This is a genomic window from Elioraea rosea, assembly GCF_007644105.1.
Classification (GTDB): Bacteria; Pseudomonadota; Alphaproteobacteria; order Acetobacterales; family Acetobacteraceae; genus Elioraea_A; species Elioraea_A rosea.
In genome coordinates this window covers 1-15,808 of the sequence record NZ_VFAC01000037.1, presented here as the reverse complement: position 1 = coordinate 15,808, position 15,808 = coordinate 1, and the positions used below count along the sequence as shown (strand labels likewise).

The 15,808-nt window shown below is 71.0% G+C and carries 14 protein-coding genes; 2 read left to right on the top strand and 12 right to left on the bottom strand.

What is annotated here, in order from left to right; genetic code table 11:
- Window positions 1-31: 31 nt before the first annotated feature.
- Both FIF60_RS17660 and FIF60_RS17655 read right to left on the bottom strand, forming a co-directional pair.
- Window positions 32-1,594 carry an ABC transporter substrate-binding protein gene (locus FIF60_RS17660; RefSeq protein ID WP_144299611.1) on the bottom strand — a complete coding sequence of 521 codons (1,563 nt, stop codon included), beginning with the start codon at window positions 1,592-1,594 and terminating at the stop codon, window positions 32-34.
- Window positions 1,591-3,060, bottom strand: a complete 1,470-nt coding sequence (locus FIF60_RS17655; protein WP_144299610.1) for a M81 family metallopeptidase — start codon at window positions 3,058-3,060, stop codon at window positions 1,591-1,593. The genes FIF60_RS17660 and FIF60_RS17655 overlap by 4 nt, the downstream gene beginning before the upstream one ends.
- 158 nt (window positions 3,061-3,218) lie before the next feature.
- On the opposite strand from FIF60_RS17655, the gene FIF60_RS17650 reads away from it, so the two are divergent.
- The gene (locus FIF60_RS17650; RefSeq protein WP_144299609.1) at window positions 3,219-4,049 is read left to right on the top strand and encodes an HpcH/HpaI aldolase family protein; all 831 of its coding nucleotides are present in this window, start codon (window positions 3,219-3,221) and stop codon (window positions 4,047-4,049) included.
- Between the two features lie 113 nt (window positions 4,050-4,162).
- Here the strand turns inward: FIF60_RS17650 and holA are convergent, their stop codons facing one another.
- From holA to FIF60_RS17615, 7 genes are all read right to left on the bottom strand, one after another.
- Entirely contained in the window at window positions 4,163-5,185 is a 1,023-nt protein-coding gene (gene holA / locus FIF60_RS17645) for a DNA polymerase III subunit delta (protein ID WP_144299608.1), read from the bottom strand.
- A complete protein-coding gene (lptE, locus tag FIF60_RS17640) occupies window positions 5,182-5,712 on the bottom strand; it encodes an LPS assembly lipoprotein LptE (protein WP_158639281.1) in 531 nt (176 codons plus the stop codon). The genes holA and lptE overlap by 4 nt, the downstream gene beginning before the upstream one ends.
- 1 nt (window position 5,713) lies before the next feature.
- The gene (gene leuS, locus FIF60_RS17635; protein ID WP_144299606.1) at window positions 5,714-8,332 is read right to left on the bottom strand and encodes a leucine--tRNA ligase; all 2,619 of its coding nucleotides are present in this window, start codon (window positions 8,330-8,332) and stop codon (window positions 5,714-5,716) included.
- 74 nt (window positions 8,333-8,406) lie between these two features.
- On the bottom strand, window positions 8,407-8,970 hold the full coding sequence (locus FIF60_RS17630) for a DUF3576 domain-containing protein (RefSeq protein ID WP_144299605.1): 564 nt from the start codon (window positions 8,968-8,970) through the stop codon (window positions 8,407-8,409).
- A 117-nt stretch (window positions 8,971-9,087) separates the two neighbouring features.
- Window positions 9,088-10,470, bottom strand: a complete 1,383-nt coding sequence (locus FIF60_RS17625) for a porin (RefSeq protein ID WP_144299604.1) — start codon at window positions 10,468-10,470, stop codon at window positions 9,088-9,090.
- Between the two features lie 226 nt (window positions 10,471-10,696).
- Entirely contained in the window at window positions 10,697-12,082 is a 1,386-nt protein-coding gene (locus FIF60_RS17620) for a porin (RefSeq protein ID WP_144299603.1), read from the bottom strand.
- Window positions 12,083-12,297: 215 nt separating this feature from the next.
- Window positions 12,298-12,900 (bottom strand): thiamine phosphate synthase, encoded by a 603-nt coding sequence (locus FIF60_RS17615; RefSeq protein ID WP_204251239.1) that lies wholly within the window; start codon window positions 12,898-12,900, stop codon window positions 12,298-12,300.
- Between FIF60_RS17615 and FIF60_RS17610 the strand changes: the two genes are divergently transcribed.
- Window positions 12,899-13,618 (top strand): YggS family pyridoxal phosphate-dependent enzyme, encoded by a 720-nt coding sequence (locus FIF60_RS17610; protein ID WP_204251238.1) that lies wholly within the window; start codon window positions 12,899-12,901, stop codon window positions 13,616-13,618. The two genes, FIF60_RS17615 and FIF60_RS17610, sit on opposite strands and share 2 nt — an antisense overlap.
- On the opposite strand, the gene FIF60_RS17605 is transcribed toward FIF60_RS17610, so the two are convergent.
- From FIF60_RS17605 to FIF60_RS21730, 3 genes are all read right to left on the bottom strand, one after another.
- Complete coding sequence (locus FIF60_RS17605) at window positions 13,605-14,135, bottom strand: L,D-transpeptidase family protein (RefSeq protein WP_144299600.1); 531 nt, start codon at window positions 14,133-14,135, stop codon at window positions 13,605-13,607. The genes FIF60_RS17610 and FIF60_RS17605 overlap by 14 nt on opposite strands.
- A 148-nt stretch (window positions 14,136-14,283) precedes the next feature.
- Window positions 14,284-15,447, bottom strand: a complete 1,164-nt coding sequence (locus FIF60_RS17600) for a putative sugar O-methyltransferase (protein WP_144299599.1) — start codon at window positions 15,445-15,447, stop codon at window positions 14,284-14,286.
- Window positions 15,448-15,528: 81 nt separating this feature from the next.
- Window positions 15,529-15,808, bottom strand: a 280-nt coding sequence (locus tag FIF60_RS21730) for a hypothetical protein (protein ID WP_204251237.1), incomplete at its 5' end; no start/stop codon positions are given.

Genomic DNA, 15,808 nt, shown 5'->3' with positions numbered 1-15,808 from the left:
TCTCCCGCACCGCCACGCATCGCACCGCGAGCTACTCCACCCGTGCCCACCAGAACCGCATCCGCCCATCCGCGGAGGCCGGCATGTCGAGCCCCTTCCTCATCGCGATCACCATCGGCTCGCGGTAGAGCGGGATGGTCCAGATCGCCTCGCGCTCGCGCCGGAAGGCATCGGTCAGAAGGCGCTGCCGCGCGGCGGGGTCCATCTCCACGGCAATGCGTTCGACAAGCGCGTCGAACCCCGCGTCGCTCACCCGCCCCGCGTTCCAGCTTCCCTGCCGCTGCGTGCGCGTATGGAACACGTTGTTGAGGATCGAGAACGCATCGAGCTGCGGGGTGTTGGCCCAGCCGAGCAGGAACACGTCGCTTCGGTTGTTCAGGAAGCGCTGCATGTATTGCGGGTATCGCATCGTCGTCAGCGTCACCTTCACGCCGACGCGCGCCCACATCGCCGCCACCGCCTGGCACACGCGGTCGCCGTTCACGAAGCGATCGGTCGGGCAGTCCATGCCGATCGTGAAGCCTTCTGCAAAGCCCGCATCGGCAAGCAGCCGCTTCGCCCCCTCGGGGTCGTGCGGAACGCGCGGTGTCTGGAGCGCCGCGTCGTAGCCCTGGATCTCCTGCGCGATCAAGGTGTGGATCGGCTTCGTGAGCCCACGCATCGGCCCGCGCGTGATCGCCTCGACGTCGGTCGCGCGGGCGAGCGCCTCGCGAACCCTCCTATCGGCAAGCGGGTTCTTCGCCTGGCCCTCGACGGAATGGTCGGGTGCGATGTTGAAGCCGAGGAACATCACGCGCAGGTCCTGCGCCTCGACGACCTTGGCGCCCGGGCTCTGGCGGATACGGTCGACGTCCTGCACAGGTGTCGGCGTGATCACGTCGAGCTGGTTCGACAGCAGTGCCGCGACGCGCGTCGCGTCGTTCGCCACGGGGCGGAACACCACGCGGTCCAGGTTATGGGTGCGCCGGTCCCACCACCCGTCCCAGCGGTCGAGGACCGTTTCGCTGTCGGGCTGGCGCGAGACGAGGCGGAACGGCCCCGTGCCGTTCGCGTTCAGGCTCGTATAGCCGCCGCGGCCGCGGGCCGGGTCGGTCGGCTCGGTGCTGTCGTTGGCGCGCATCCACGCATCGTTCAGGATCGACACGCCGGCAAGGTCGTTCAGAAGGACCGGGTACGGCCCGCGCAGCTTCACCTCCACGGTGAACGGCCCCGACGCATCGACCTCGCGGATCATGTGCGTGACCGAGGCATAGGGCGAGTTCGGCACCGAGGCGCGGCGCAGCGAGGCGACGACATCGGTCGCGGTCAAGGGCGCGCCGTCATGGAACCTCACGCCCTGGCGGATCTCGAACCGCCAGTGATCGGGCGCGACGACGGTCCAGGATGTCGCGAGCGCGGGCTCGAACTTCAGGTCGCGATCGTGGCGCACGAGCGATTCGTAGATGTTGCCGAGCACGGCCGCGTTCGCCGTGGAGAACGCGCCATGCGGGTCCATCGTCGAGATCTCGCCGTTGTTGCCCCAGCGCACCGTGTTCTGCGCGGCGGCCGGGAAGGCGAGAAGTGCTGCGGAAGCGAGAAGGACGAGGGGTCTCACGTATTCCTCCTGTCGAACGGAAAGATCGGACGGCGGATCCGGCGCCAGTCGAACGCCTCGAGGTCCAGGCTCGCGACACCCGGACCGTTGACCTGGATTTCCGCCTTGGCGAGCGGGCGGAAGGCGGGGCGGTGGTTGGTCTTGGACTTCAGCACGAGCCAGCGATAGCGCGCAGGCTCGAGCCCGAAGATGCGGAACTGCAACGGGTCGAGCGCCTCGACGCGCCCTTCGCTCACAACCACGGTCAGCTTCGGTGTCTCGATCACGGCGCAGCGGCCGAGATCGACCTGCATGCCGGTGAACACTGGGCCTTCCACCGTGAAGCGCCCCATGGCGAGGCTGCGCACGGTTCCCTGGATCCGCAGGGGGCGAAGCGGTTGCTTCAGCGCAGGGATCGCCTGCTTGCCGCCGATCTCGAGCGTCAAGGTCGCGCCGATGCCTGCAGCGATTGCCTGCGCCACCGCCTCGCGGTCGCAGATCGGGCCGGCGAGGATTCCCTCGAACCCGCGCTCGAGCGCCGCGGCGATCACGGCGACGGAATCCATCGTGCCGCCGGAATGGCAGTTGTCCGAAAGGTCGGCCAGGATCACCGGGCCTTCCGTGGTCGCTGCGGCCTCGTCCATCGCCTCGTCGAGCGTGCCGAGCGGCATGGTGAAGTCCTCGCGCAGCGACCACGCGAGCGCGCCGATGCGCGAGGCGGCCTCCGCCGCGGCCGCGCGGTCGCGATGCGCCGTGGCGACGACGGAGAGGCCCGTGTCGGCCGTGTCGGCGAGCGGGAAGCCCGTGAACACGGTGACGCAGGAGAGGCCCGACGCCTCGGCCTCGTCGGCGGCGCGGATGAGCGAGGCCATCGGCTCGGCATCGGTCGCGCCGCGCAGCATGTTCGGCAGCATCGGCACCTGGTGCAGAACCGTGACGGGCTCGAGCCGCCCCGCGAGGACCTCGCGGAGAAGCCGGCCCGCCTTCGCGCCAGTCTCCGGCATGTCGAGATGCGGATAGGTGCGGTAGCCCGGCATCACCGTCGCGTTGTCGACGAAGCGCTGGGTGATGTTGCCGTGGCTGTCGAGCGCGCAGGCGATCGGCAGACCGGGCACGGCCTGGCGGATGCGCGCGAGGAGTTCGCCCTCCCCGTCCTCGACATGCGCTGCGACCATCGCGCCGTGCAGGTCGAGCATCATCGCGTCGCACTCCCGCGCTGCGGCGACGAGCGTGTCGGCGATGCGCTCATAGGCGCTTTCCTCGACCGGCGCGCTCGGCAGGGCGCGGGCGGCGATCGGCACGGTGATCTCGGCCCCCATCGCCTCGGCCTCCGCGATCAGCCCCGCCATCGCATAGCCCGAGCCGCGGAACGCCTTGAGCGCAGCCTCACCGCGGAGCGGCCCGCCGGGGCCGAAATCCTCCCAGGCGGTGCGGACGGGCGAGAATGTGTTCGTCTCGTGCTTGAACATGCCGATCGCGATCTTCAACGGCCAGGGCTCCCGGTTGCTGCGGCGGATCGTTCCGGCCGAGCGTGGCGAAGCAACGGGCCCGCGACAACCCCGAAACCCCTGGTCGCGCGCGCGCGGCTGTGGAACGGTTCCGCCACGAGGAATTTCGTCAGGACGAAGCCGGGAGGACCATCACCATGCGCCGAAACCGACTGCGCGAGGCGCTCGAGGCCGGAAGGCCGACGCTGGGCACGCACCTGCTCTCCGTCTGGCCGACGCTCGTCGAGCTCGTGGGCGCGACGGGGCACTTCGACTACATCGAGTTCACCGCCGAGTACGCGCCGTTCACGATGCACGACCTCGACAATCTCGGCCGCGCGCTCGAGCTCTGCGACCTCTCGGGCATGATGAAGGTCGAGCAGGGCGAGTATCTGCACCAGGCCATGCGCGCGATCGGCTCAGGCCACCAGAACGTGCTGTTCGCCGATGTGCGGACGGTGGAGGACGCGAAGCTTGCTGTCGCCGCCGTGCGGGCAGAGTCACCGAAGTCGCCGGGGCTGTCGCGCGTCGGGCTGCACGGGGTGGGTATGCGGCGCGACGTGGGTACGCTGCGGGATGTCGGCAACACAGCCTATGTCGCGGCGCTCGAGCAGGCTGTCGTCGCCATCATGGTCGAGAAGGTCGAGGCGCTCGAGAATCTCGATGCGATCCTCTCGGTTCCGGGCATCGACATGGTTCAGTTCGGCCCGGCGGACTATGCGATGGGCATCGGCCACCCGGGCCAGTTCGCGCACCCGAAGGTGCAGGAGGCGGAACGGCGCGTGATCGAAACGGCGCTCGCCAAGGGCCTGCACCCGCGCGCGGAGATCCATGAGCCGGCGCAGGCCGAGCGGTATCGTGCGATGGGCGTGCGGCATTTCTGCATCGGCTGGGATGTGTCGATCCTGCAGCGATTCTGGGCCTCCGCCGGCGCAGCGATGCGCGGGGTCGAGGACAAGGCGGAGGCGCCGAAGGCCGGCTACCGCTGACAGGGGCGGCGCGAGCTTCTCGCTCGCGCCAAGGCCGCGAAGGCGGCCCGCCGCTGATGCGGCGAGCCAAGCGCGCGGAGCGCGCCCGGCGACAGAGGGCAGGGAACCCCCGGCTATCGCTGAGAGGAGCGCGCCGCGCGGGCGATGTCGAGCACCGCGCGGGAGGCGATCAGCACATCCGGCGCACCGGTCGTCTTGCAGGCGAGCTCGGCGGAGAGAAGGCGCTCGCACGCCGTCGCTGCGCGCTGCTCGGTCCAGCCCTGCAGGGCGCGGTGCCAGGCGCCCTCGTGGCGGAAGAACACCGGTGGGCGCGAGCGCTGTGCCGCCTCCTTCGGCGCGAGCGCGCCGAGGCCCTCTGCGACGCCGAGATGCAGGCGCTGCATGTGCCGGAGCGCTGCGCGCACGATCTGCACCGGGTTCGCACCCTCCTCGAAGGCGAGCGCGAGCGCACGGTCCGCCCCCGCAACGTCGCCCGCGGTTGCGGCGAACAGCGCATCGTCGAGCCCGAGCCCGGCATGGTCGCCCACGCTCAGCCGCGCATCGGCAACGGTCACGCGCCCGCCCTCGCCGGCATAGAGCGCGAGCTTGGCAAGCTCGCTTCGCGTCAGGCCACGGTCGGCTCCGAGATTGTCGGCAAGCCACGCCACCGCATCGGCATCGGCCGTGACGCCCGACTCGCCGAGGGTCTGCGCGATCACTTGGCGAAGTGCAGCCCCCGTGTCGGCGTAGCAGGGCACGGCGGCGGCGTTCGCCGCGCGTTCGAACAGCGCGCGGAGCTTCGAGCGCGCGGGAAGCTCGCCCGCCTCGACGACGAGGAGCGTGTCGCCGGGCACGGCGAGCGCGGCCTCGATCGCCGGGGCGAGGCTGTCGGTCGCCTCGCGCAGGCGCACGGCGCGGCGGCCGCCCATCAGGCTCAGCGCCGCCATCTCTCCCGCCAGAAGCCCGGGGTCGGACGCGGCCTGCTCGCGCCTCGGCTCCGAGACGCGGAACGGATCGTCGAGGCTGCCGGCGGCGAGGCGGACGAGCCCCTCCGCACGCTCGCGGACGAGCCCGGTATCGGGGCCGTAGAGAAGCACGCCGCGCGCAGCACCGGGGTCCGCCAGGAAGGCGGGGATGCGCCGTGCGTCGAGCTTCACGAGGCGCGCGCGGTGGCCTGCCGCCGCTGCGCGTAGAAGGCGGCGAGCTGGCCGGTGATGTCCTCGGCCAGACGCTCGGCGATCCGCTGAATCGCCGCTTCGCCGGAAAGCTGCGCGGCGAAATACTGGTCCGTGCCGACGTTGAACGCGTCCGCCGCCAGCGCCCGGCCGGTCTTGATCGGCGTGCCCGGCGGCGCGAGCGGCTGCAGCACGTATTCGGCGGTGGCGGTGACGCGGCTTCGCGTCTCCGTCTGGTCCTGCTGCACGGCCACCTGGTCGCGCCGGATCGTGACGCGGACGGAAAGCTGGTACTGCGCCGGGGCGCCGCGATCGCTGCCGAGGCGCTGGACGAGGGCGCGGCGAAGAAGCTGTCCCTCGCGGTCCGCGATCAGGTTGACGCGCGTTGCCGCGAGATCGCCCGAGGTGTTGTTGCCCGGGCCGCCCGAAGGCGCCTCGCCATAGAGCGGGCGGAAGCCGCAGGCGCCGAGCGGCAGCAGCGCGAGCGCGATCAGCCCGCGGCGGCGCATCTCAGGAGACGACGAAGTTGACGATCCGCCCGGGCACATGAATGCGTTTCCGGATCGTCTTGCCTGCGAGAGCGCGCGCGACGTTCTCCTCCGCTTCCGCGGCGGCGAGCACCTCCGCCTCTGAAGCACCTGCGGGAACGGTGATGGTGCCGCGAAGCTTGCCAAGGACCTGCACCGCGATCGTCACCGTGTCGGCAGCGACGAGCGTGGCGTCGGCCTCCGGCCAGGGAAGCGCGGCGACGAGCCCCGCGCCGGGGCGAAGCATCGACCAGAGCTCCTCGGCGAGATGCGGCATCATCGGGGCGACGAGCCGCGCGGCCGTCTCGAGCGCCTCGCGGCGTGCCCAGGCGGTGGCGGCATCGTCTCCCTTCGCGTCGGCGATCGCGTTGGCGAACTCGTAGAGCCGCGCGACCGCGACGTTGAAGGCGAAGCCTTCGAGCGCCTCCGTCACCCCGGCGATGGTGCGGTGGGTGGAACGCCGAAGCGGCGCCTCACCGTCCGGAGCAGGCGTGCCGGCGGCAGGAAGCGTCGCGAGCGCGCCGTTGCAGAGGCGCCAGAGGCGCTGCACGAACCGGGCGGCCCCGGCCACGCCTGCCTCGGTCCACTCCATGTCGCGCTCGGGGGGGTTGTCGGAGAGGATGAACCATCGCGCCGTATCGGCCCCGTAGCGATCGATGATCGCGCCGGGGTCGACCGTGTTGCGCTTGGACTTCGACATCGCCTCGACCGCGCCGACGGTGACGGGCTGGTTCGTGCCCTTGATGAGCGCGAGGCCGTCCTGCCGCTTCTCGACCTCGGTCGGGTAAAGCCAGCGCCCGTCGGGGTCCTTGTAGGTCTCGTGCTTGACCATCCCTTGCGTGAAGAGGCCGGCGAACGGCTCGCCGGAGGGCAGGGAGAGGTGGCCGGTGTCACGCATCGCGCGGGTGAAGAAGCGCGAGTAGAGAAGGTGCAGGATCGCGTGCTCGATGCCGCCGATGTACTGGTCGACCGGCAGCCATGCATCCACCGCGTCGCGGTTCGTCGGGCTTGGGTGCCGCGGCGCGGTGAAGCGCGCGAAGTACCAGGAGCTGTCGACGAACGTGTCGAACGTGTCGGTCTCGCGCCGCGCGGGCTTGCCGCAGCGCGGGCAGTCGACATGCTTCCAGGTGGGGTGATGGTCGAGCGGGTTGCCTGGCCGCGCGAAATCCACGTCGTCGGGCAGGCGCACCGGAAGATCGGCTTTCGGCACCGGAACGATGCCGCAGCCCTCGCAGTGGATCACCGGGATCGGGCAGCCCCAGTAGCGCTGGCGCGAGACGCCCCAGTCGCGGAGCCGCCACTGAACCACGCCCTGGCCCGCGGCTAGGCGCTCGAGTTCCTCGATCACGCGGCGCTTCGCCTCAGGAACGGCAAGGCCGTCGAGGAAGCTCGAGTTGATCAGCGTGCCGTCATCGGTGAAGGCGGTGTCGGCGCCAGAGAAATATTGGGCGAACGCGGCCGCGTCCTCGCCCTTCGGCAGCACCACGGGGGTGACGGAGAGGGCGTATTTCCGCGCGAAATCGAGGTCGCGCTGGTCATGCGCGGGGCAGCCGAAGATCGCGCCGGTGCCGTATTCCATCAGCACGAAGTTCGCCACCCACACCGGGTAGCTGCGCCCGTTAAGCGGGTTCGTGACGGTGACGCCGGTATCGACGCCGCGTTTCTCGGCGGTCTCGAGCGCGGCCTCGGTCGTGCCCTCGGTGCGGCAGGCGGCGACGAACTCGGCAACCTTGGGGTCACGTTCTGCCAGTGCTGCGGTCACCGGATGGTCGGGCGAGAGCGCGAGGAAGCTCATGCCGAACAGCGTGTCGGGCCGGGTGGTGAACACCTCGACGTCCACCGCGCCGGCGACGGGCTCGGAGAGCGCGAAGCGCACCCGCGCGCCTTCCGAACGGCCGATCCAGTTCTTCTGCATCAGCCGCACGCGCTCCGGCCAGCGGTCGAGCGTCTCGAGCGCGGCGAGCAGGTCGTCGACCTGTTTCGTGATCGAGAAGAACCACTGAGAGAGCTTCTTCCGCTCCACCAGCGCGCCGGAGCGCCAGCCGCGCCCATCGATCACCTGCTCGTTGGCGAGAACGGTTCCGTCCACCGGGTCCCAGTTGACGAAGGCTTCCTTGCGCTCGACGAGGCCTGCGGCGAGGAAGTCGAGGAAGAGCGCCTGCTGCTGGCCGTAGTACTCGGGGTCGCAGGTGGCGAACTCGCGCGACCAGTCGAGAGAAAGGCCCATGCGCTTGAGCTCGCCCCGCATCGTGGCGATGTTGTCGTAGGTCCAGCGCGCGGGGTGGATGCCGCGCTCGCGGGCGGCGTTCTCGGCCGGAAGCCCGAACGCGTCCCAGCCCATCGGATGCATCACCGCGAAGCCGCGCGCGCGCTTGTAGCGGGCGACCACGTCGCCGAGCGTGTAGTTGCGCACGTGCCCCATGTGGATGCGCCCCGAGGGATAGGGGAACATCTCGAGCACGTAGTACTTTGGCCTGGTGCCGTCCGGCACATCCGGGGCGGCGAAGCAGGCGGCGTCTTCCCACGCCTTCTGCCAGCGCGGTTCGCTGTCGGCGGCGTCGTAGCGGGCCTGATCCCGCGCGATGTCGTGTGTCGTGTCCATGTCGGGTCGGAGAGTAGCGCCTTCGTCGCGCGCCGCCAGACCCTTCCAGCGCGTGTCTGACGGGCGGTCCGGCGTCAGCGGCCGGCTGTCTGGGTGGACTGGATGCGCAGGTCGCGGGCGCGGGCGAGGATCTTGTCCTCGAGCTGCGGCGCCATGTCCTGGCTCACCGGAACGTCGACCCACTGGCCGCGGTTCTCGACCTGGCGGAACACGGAGACGCGCACGCCGTCCGAGCGGAGCTGGCGGCCGAGGATGTAGACCGTCACCTTGAAGCGCTCGCCCGGCGTCTCGGGCGGGGAGTACCAGTCGGTGATGATGACGCCGCCGAACGGGTCGGCCGAGACCAGCGGCATGAAGGAGAGGGTGTCGAGCGAGCCGCGCCAGAGGAAGGCGTTGACTCCGAGGGCCCCTGCCCCCTGCTCGGCGTTGCGGTTGGTCGAGCCGCCGAAGATGGAGAACACGCCCTCATTGCCAAGCAGCGAGCCGCGCTGAGAGGAGCGGGCGGGGTCGTTGTACTCGCTCTGCTCCACGTAGCGGCCCTGGCCGCAGCCCGCGACGACGAGGCCGCAGACAAGCAGCAGCACGCCGCAGGCGGGTGCGGAGCGGAAGGCGCGCGTCGGGTGCGGCGCGTCGGGCATGGCAGACATGGTCCGTGTCGGTTTCCTGACGTGTTGGATGGGCGTTCCATCGCCCGGCGTCAACGGAAAACCGCGCAATCCGGACCTAACGCGTCGGAGGGGCGACGCTTCCGGCTCCTACCACTGGAAGCTGAAGCCGAGCGAGACGATCTGGGCATCGACCTTGTTGTTGGCCCCGCTGCCGGCCGCGCCGGAGACCAGGTCGACATTCGCCTCCTTCACCTCGCCCCAGAGATATTCGAGGAAGAGTGCGAGGCCTGGCGCCATGTTCCAGGTGATGCCGAGGGCGATTCCCTCGCTCTCGCGCTTGCCGGTGTTGGCCGCCTGGTGGCCCGCGCTGTCCTGGTTGAAGTAGTGGCCACCGAACACGTAGGGGCCCGCCGTGTAGGTCGCGCCGAGCGACCAGGTGAAGAGGTTGGTGTTGTCGCCGCCCGGTACGTCGAAGCGCGGCGTCAGGCTGCCTGCCGAGAAGCCCGCGAGCGAGGTGGCGGTCGCATCGTTGCCGGTGAAGCCCTGGCTGCCAAGATTGGCGCGGCCGCCCGAGATGATGCCGCCGACGGTGAACCCGGCCCAGGAGACGGTCGCGCCGCCCAGCCCGACCGAGAGCCCCTGGGCCTGGACGGCGCCGACCGTCGGCGAGAGGTTGTCGACCCTGCCCGATCCGACATATCCGCCCGAGATCGCGACGCCGAGGGGCCCGAACGTGCCCCGGTAGCGCAGCATGGCCTCGAAGATGTCCTGCGCGCGCACGAGCGCGCGGCTGTCGATCGACTGGTCCACCCGGTCGCAGTTCTGCGGCGCGGCGCCGGCGAAGTTGGCGAAGGAGCACGCGCCGTCGCCGCCGAACTCGCCGTCGTTCGGGCCGTACGACACGCCGAGGTCGAAGCCGAAGAACTGCGGCGAGTAGTAGCCGATCTTCGTGTAGTTGTTGCGGCCCGAAGACGCGTACCAGAACGCATTCGCCGTGTTGGCGCCGATCAGGAAGGAGGGCGCGTCGCCATCCCAGCCACCCGAGCCGAAGCCGGCGATGTGGCCGACATGCATCGTCTCCACCGCCCCGGTCGGGCCGGAACCGACGCGGATCTGGCCGAGGTTCGGCGTGCCGAGATAGCCCCACGCACGCCGATAGAAGAGGCCGGAGCGCCCGTCGCCAGGAGGCTCGCCACCCGAGCGCATGCGGATCTCGAGTGAGGCGCCGTAGCGCAGGCCGTTCGCCGCCACGCCGTCGAAGCCGGGAAACAGGCGCGCGTAGTCGATCATGTCGAAACCGTTTGCGCCCTGCTCCTTTGCGCCGGTGCCGGCGTCGAAGGCGGTGTCGGGGCTTTCGTCGACAAAGCCGACGAAGAAGCGGTAGCGGCCGTTGAATCGGGCGGTGAGCCCGGGCGTGGGCGTGCCCTGGCCGGCGCTGGCCTCCGTCCCGGCCTGGGCGGCCGCAGGGGATGCACCCTCGGCGACGGCGAGGGCGAGTGCCGCGGCGGTGCCGTACATCAGCTTGCGCATCGTCGATCCTCGGTCACAGGTCGCATTGGCCCAGAACGGGAAGCCTAGCAGGTGCCCCTGCGCCTTCGAAGATTGTCGGACACGCCCTGTCGCGGATTTCACGCGACTGTTGCAGCGCTGCAGCGAAACCCGCCCCGCCGCGAGGCGGCGCGAAAAGAAAAGGGGCGGCAGGTTGCCCTGCCGCCCCGATCCGTCCGGGATGGTCTTGCGACCGTCCCGGGTCAGCTCACCACTGGAACGAGATGCCCAGCGAGACGAGGTTGACGTCGACGGAGTTGTTGGCCGTCGTGCCAGCCGCACCGGTGATGATGTTGACGTTGTCCTCCTCGACCTTGCCGTAGAGGTACTCGAGGAACAGCGCCAGGCCCGGAGCGATGTTCCAGGTGCCGCCGATCGCGAGCGCCGTGCGCTCACGCTTGCCGGTACCCGCGAGCTGGCTGCCCGCGCTCTCGTTCTCGCTCCACTGCGCGCCGACCACGAACGGGCCGAACGTGTACTGGGCGCCGATCGACCACGTGAACATGTCGGAGTTGTCGCCGCCCGGAACGTCGAGCCGCGGCGTCAGGCTGCCGCCGGTGAACGCGTTCGTCGCCGTGAGGTTGGCAAGCGTGCCATCGGCGCTCGCGGCACCGAACGAACCAGCACCGAGGTTGGCGCGGCCGCCGGAGATGATGCCGCCGACGGTCAGGCCGGCCCACGACACCGTCGCACCGCCGACACCGACGCTCAGGCCCTTCGCGGAGACGTCCGCCGGAGCGAGGTTGTCGACCACGCCCGAGCCAACGTAACCACCGGAGACCGCCACGCCGACGGGGCCGAAGGTGCCGCGGTAGCGGAGCATGATCTCGTAGATGTCCTGAGCGCGGTAGAGCGGCGCGCCCGTGATCGTCTCGTCGAGACGGTCGCAGTTTGCCGGCGCGGCACCAGCGAAGTTGGCGAAGGAGCACGAGCCGTCGCCGCCGAACTCGCCGTCATTCGGGCCGTAGGACAGGCCGAGGTCGAAGCCGAAGAACTGCGGCGAGAAGTAGCCGATCTTCGTGTAGTTGTTCCGGCCCGACGACGAGTACCAGTAGCTGTCGGACGGGTTGGCGCCGATCACGAAGCCCGGGGCGTCACCGTCCCAGCCGCCGGAGCCGAAGCCCGTGATGTGGCCGACATGCATCGTCTCGACCGCACCCGTCGGGCCCGAGCCCACGCGGATCTGGCCAAGGGTCGGCGTGCCGACATAGCCCCAGGCGCGACGATAGAACAGGCCGGAGCGGGTGTCGCCGGGAGCGTTGCCGCCGGAGCCCATGCGGATCTCGAGGGTCGCGCCGTAGCGGAGGCCGTTCGCCGCGACGCCATCGAAGCCCGCGAAGAGACGGGCATAGTCGATGAAGTCGATGTTCGACGTATCCTGTTCCTTCGCGCCCGTCACGGGGTCGCTGACGGTCGTGTCCTGGTCGACCCAGCCCATGTACATGCGGTAGCGGCCGTTGAACCGGGCGGTGATGCCCGGGGTCGGCGTCGCCTGACCCGTCACCTCGGTGCCCGCCTGGGCCCGGGCCGGCGCCACGCCATCCGCCACGAACGCGGCAAAGCCGGCCGCCGTGGCGAGAAGGATCTTGCGCATCCTATTCCCTCTCCATGTTTACGCGCCGGACCCTTCCAGCGCACCCTAGTCGGCTCGTCCTCTACCCCCCGGGCCTGACGCGCGAGACGCCAAGCCCCAGACCGAACGACGGGCCTGGGCGAGACTATGAGCAGCCTCGCGTTGCCGTGTCCACGGGCCGAAAAGGCCGATTGTGCGTTTCAGGAAACACCGTGGCGCGAATGTCACAGGGCCGCTCAGCGGGGTGGTCCGAGGGCTCCGATCGCGGCCACGGAGCACGCGCCCGCCGCCCTCGCCGCGGCCACCCGATGGGCCGTGATGCCCCCCAGCGCGGCCACAGCCACCCCCGCCCGCCTGGCCAGGGCGGCGAAGCGGGCCGTGCCGAGCGCCCGTCCGCCAGGGTGGGAGGGAGTGGGAAGAAGCGGGGAGAGAAGGGCGAGGTCGGCCCCCGCGCGGCGGGCCCGGGCAAGTGCCGCAGGCCCGTGCGCGGCCATGGTCAGCAGTGCGCCCGAGCGCCTGCGCTCGAGCCGGAATCGGAGCGGTGGGTGCATGCCGTCGGCCAGATGCAACCCGGCGTGGTGGCGCAGGGCCAGCGCCTCGTCGCGCGCAACGAGGAAGCGAAGGCCGCGGGCACGACAGAGCCGGGCGAGCGAGGCGGCAAGCGCCGGCCGGTCGGGCGCGGCGTCATGGCGGAGGATCACCCCTGCCCCACGCGGAAGGCGCCGAGCCAGCGCTACCGGGTCTCCTCCCCTCCTCTCGTCGGTCATCAGGATCAGGTATGGAAGGCGCGCGCGCTGGCGGCGGAACACCCGCGCCGCCTCGATGAGGGACGATGCCATGACCGTTCAGGCCCAAACCGCCCTGGATGCGACCGACCCGGATACGATCGCCACCCGGCTCGAGGCCGTGCGCGCGCGAATCGCCGCGGCCGAACGCGCGGCGGGGCGCGCGGCGGGATCGGTCACGCTCGTCGCGGTGTCTAAGACGCACGGCGCGGAGGCGGTGCAAGAGGCACTCGCCGCCGGCCAGGCGGTGTTCGGCGAGAACCGGGTGCAGGAGGCTGCGGCCAAGTTCCCCGCCCTGCGCGCCGCCCACCCCGCGCTTCGCCTCCACATCATCGGCCCGTTGCAGACGAACAAGGTGCGCGAGGCGATGGCGATCGCCGACGTGATCGAGACGCTCGACCGCCCCAGGCTCGCCCAGGCCATCGCGGCGGAGCGGGCCCGCGCCAGGCGATGCCCCGATCTCCTGGTGCAGGTGAACACGGGGCGGGAGCCGCAGAAGGCTGGCATAGATCCCGACGCGGCGGAGGCGTTCGTCGCCGAGTGCCGCGACGCGCTCGGCCTTCCCGTCGCCGGCCTGATGTGCATCCCGCCCGTGGAGGATGACCCGCGGCCACATTTCGACCTGCTCGCCGCCATGGCCGGGCGGCTCGGCCTCGGCGTCGTCAGCATGGGGATGAGCGGGGATTTCGAGACGGCGATCGCGCATGGCGCGACGCATGTGAGGGTCGGGTCGGCCATCTTCGGCGCGCGCCCCCCGCTCACGCGAGCCTGACCTCGATCACCCGAAGGCCCGGCAGGACAGCCAGAAGGTCGGGAAGCGCGAGCGCGATGCAGCCCTCGGTCGGGGCGAGCCCAGGCCGCGCGAGATGCAGGAAGATGGCCGAGCCGCGGCCAGGCACCGGCGGGTCGTCGTTCCAGCCCAGCACGCCGACGATGTCGTAGAGCGGGTCCTCGAGCCACAACCGCTCATGGCTCTGGGGGAAGGGCGCGCGCACGGGGCGGTTGTATTCGGGCGCGGACCGGTCGTCGCACCAGAGGTCTTCGGGCGCGATCGGCTCGGCCGGCACGGCCGCGCGTGGGCGGGCGAGCCGGTCGGCCCGGAACAGAAGGCAGCGGAGCGGCAGCGTCGCTTCCGGGGTCGCGCCGTCCCCCTCCCGCTTGGCCCGTGCCGGAACGATGCCGGAACGGCCGAGCGCGCAGCGGAAGGGCCGCGCCTCCGGTCCGCGCAGGAAGCTTCCGGTGGTCTCGCCTGGGCGGGCGAGGACGAGGGCGGCATCGGGTGCGATCATGCTCAGAGCCTATTTGAGAATTTGCTGCCGTGAGTTGGATGGCGCGGTTTCCGAGACCCGGAGCGCAGCGGCCTTGAGGGCCGTGAGCACCGGAAGTGCAGGAAACCGATGCCAGACGGCCACGGCAGTAGAATTGTCAAACAGGCTCTCATGACCTCAGGTAGAGCTCCTCCACATAGCCCTGCTCCATCCAGTGGCGGAACCGCGATGCGCGGTGGTACCCGCCCGCCTCCTCGGCCAGCGCGGCGACGCGGTTCTGCGCCGCCCCGGCATGCACCTTCTGGGTTTCCTGGTTGATCGAGACGAAGCGGGGGGCGAGGCGGCGGATCTCGCGGAGATAGGCGAGCGCCGTGGCGTGGCCCATCTCCGGCAGGCTGTCGACGTTCACCACCACGTCGAACCCGTCATCCGGCAGGGCGGCGACGGCATCGGGCGGAAGCAGCGTCACCGCCGCAGGCGTCTCGCCGATGCCCGCCACGTCGGCCGGCGAGAGTGCCGCGCCAAGCCAGCCCATCTGGATCGCGCCGACGAAGGGAAGGTCGATGATCGTGACGGGGCCGAGCCCGGCGCGGCGCGCGCAGTAGGCAAACATGCCGAAGCCGCCGCCGATCTCGAGCACGCGCGCGCCCTCGCCGAGCCCGAGCTCGCGCAGCCGGTGGGCGAGATAGGCGTGGCGCAGGATGTCGGGCGCCGTCGCCGTCCCGCCGAGGCGCACCACATAGGGCCGCCCGACGGCAGGCATGGCGAGCGGGAAGCCGAGCCGGGCCTCGAGCCGCGCGAGAAGCGCGCCAAGGTCTCCCTGCATGGTCTCGATGTAGCGCGGCAGCGTCATCTGCGCGTAGCAGGGCACGGCGGCCTCGCCCGTGGCCTCTGCCAGCGCGAGCAGGCAGTCCACCGTACGGAGGCCGAGGAAGCCGGCGCCGTAAGGGTTGCGGGCCTCGTCGCCGAACAGCGCATTGCCGTGCGACATGCCGTCGAGCAGCACGCCGCCGAACAGGTCGCCGAACTGGGCGCGGAGGCGCGGCAGGTCGGCCGCCTCGAGGGCCTCCAGGAAGGGTGCGCGCAGCCTCTCGTGCTCGTCCCACATCGAGGGGGTGGTGGAGGTGGCCTGGCCGCGCGCCGCGGCGAAGCAGGCGGCGATCCGCGCGAGAAGCGCGTCGTCCGGCTCCGCGCCGGGGGGAAGGCGCTCCACCGCGGGCGGGTCGCGGCCGATCAGGGGCCTGGTGAAGGCGGGGTGGGTGATGCGCGGCGCATAGCGCCAGCGCGCGAGCTTCGCCCGCGTCTTGCCGAGCCTGCGCCGCAGGGCATCCATCTCGCGCCTTGTCCCTCCTCTTCGACGGCGCCGCAGGATGGAGCCAGAGCGCGCGCGCGGATAGAGGTGGTTAGGGCCGCGTCAGGGCGCCGCGCCCTCCATCACGGAAGCGGGGCGCGTCGCGGCGGGTGCGCGGGTGCGCATCGCCCGGTCATAGGCCTCGAGCCCCTGCATCATCTTCTGCACGAAGGCCGGGTCTTGGCCGCCGGAGGTGATGGGCACGACGGGCGCGCGGCGGATGCGGGAGGGGGTGTAGGGCGCCGGCGGGGCGGCCGGGGCGGCTGCAGCGGCGGCCTCGGGGCCGAGTGCCTCCTCGGGCCGTTCGACCGCGCGGGCGGGCGAGGGAAGCGCCGCGGCGGCC

What these genes read in the sequence shown, in the direction of transcription:
- FIF60_RS17650 (WP_144299609.1), top strand. Translation starts at nt 3,219, where the DNA reads ATGCGCCGAAACCGACTGCGCGAGGCGCTCGAGGCCGGAAGGCCGACG.
- lptE (WP_158639281.1), bottom strand. Translation starts at nt 5,712, where the DNA reads ATGCGCCGCCGCGGGCTGATCGCGCTCGCGCTGCTGCCGCTCGGCGCC.
- leuS (WP_144299606.1), bottom strand. Translation starts at nt 8,332, where the DNA reads ATGGACACGACACACGACATCGCGCGGGATCAGGCCCGCTACGACGCC.
- FIF60_RS17630 (WP_144299605.1), bottom strand. Translation starts at nt 8,970, where the DNA reads ATGCCCGACGCGCCGCACCCGACGCGCGCCTTCCGCTCCGCACCCGCC.
- FIF60_RS17625 (WP_144299604.1), bottom strand. Translation starts at nt 10,470, where the DNA reads ATGCGCAAGCTGATGTACGGCACCGCCGCGGCACTCGCCCTCGCCGTC.
- FIF60_RS17620 (WP_144299603.1), bottom strand. Translation starts at nt 12,082, where the DNA reads ATGCGCAAGATCCTTCTCGCCACGGCGGCCGGCTTTGCCGCGTTCGTG.
- FIF60_RS17610 (WP_204251238.1), top strand. Translation starts at nt 12,899, where the DNA reads ATGACCGTTCAGGCCCAAACCGCCCTGGATGCGACCGACCCGGATACG.
- FIF60_RS17615 (WP_204251239.1), bottom strand. Translation starts at nt 12,900, where the DNA reads ATGGCATCGTCCCTCATCGAGGCGGCGCGGGTGTTCCGCCGCCAGCGC.
- FIF60_RS17605 (WP_144299600.1), bottom strand. Translation starts at nt 14,135, where the DNA reads ATGATCGCACCCGATGCCGCCCTCGTCCTCGCCCGCCCAGGCGAGACC.
- FIF60_RS17600 (WP_144299599.1), bottom strand. Translation starts at nt 15,447, where the DNA reads ATGGATGCCCTGCGGCGCAGGCTCGGCAAGACGCGGGCGAAGCTCGCG.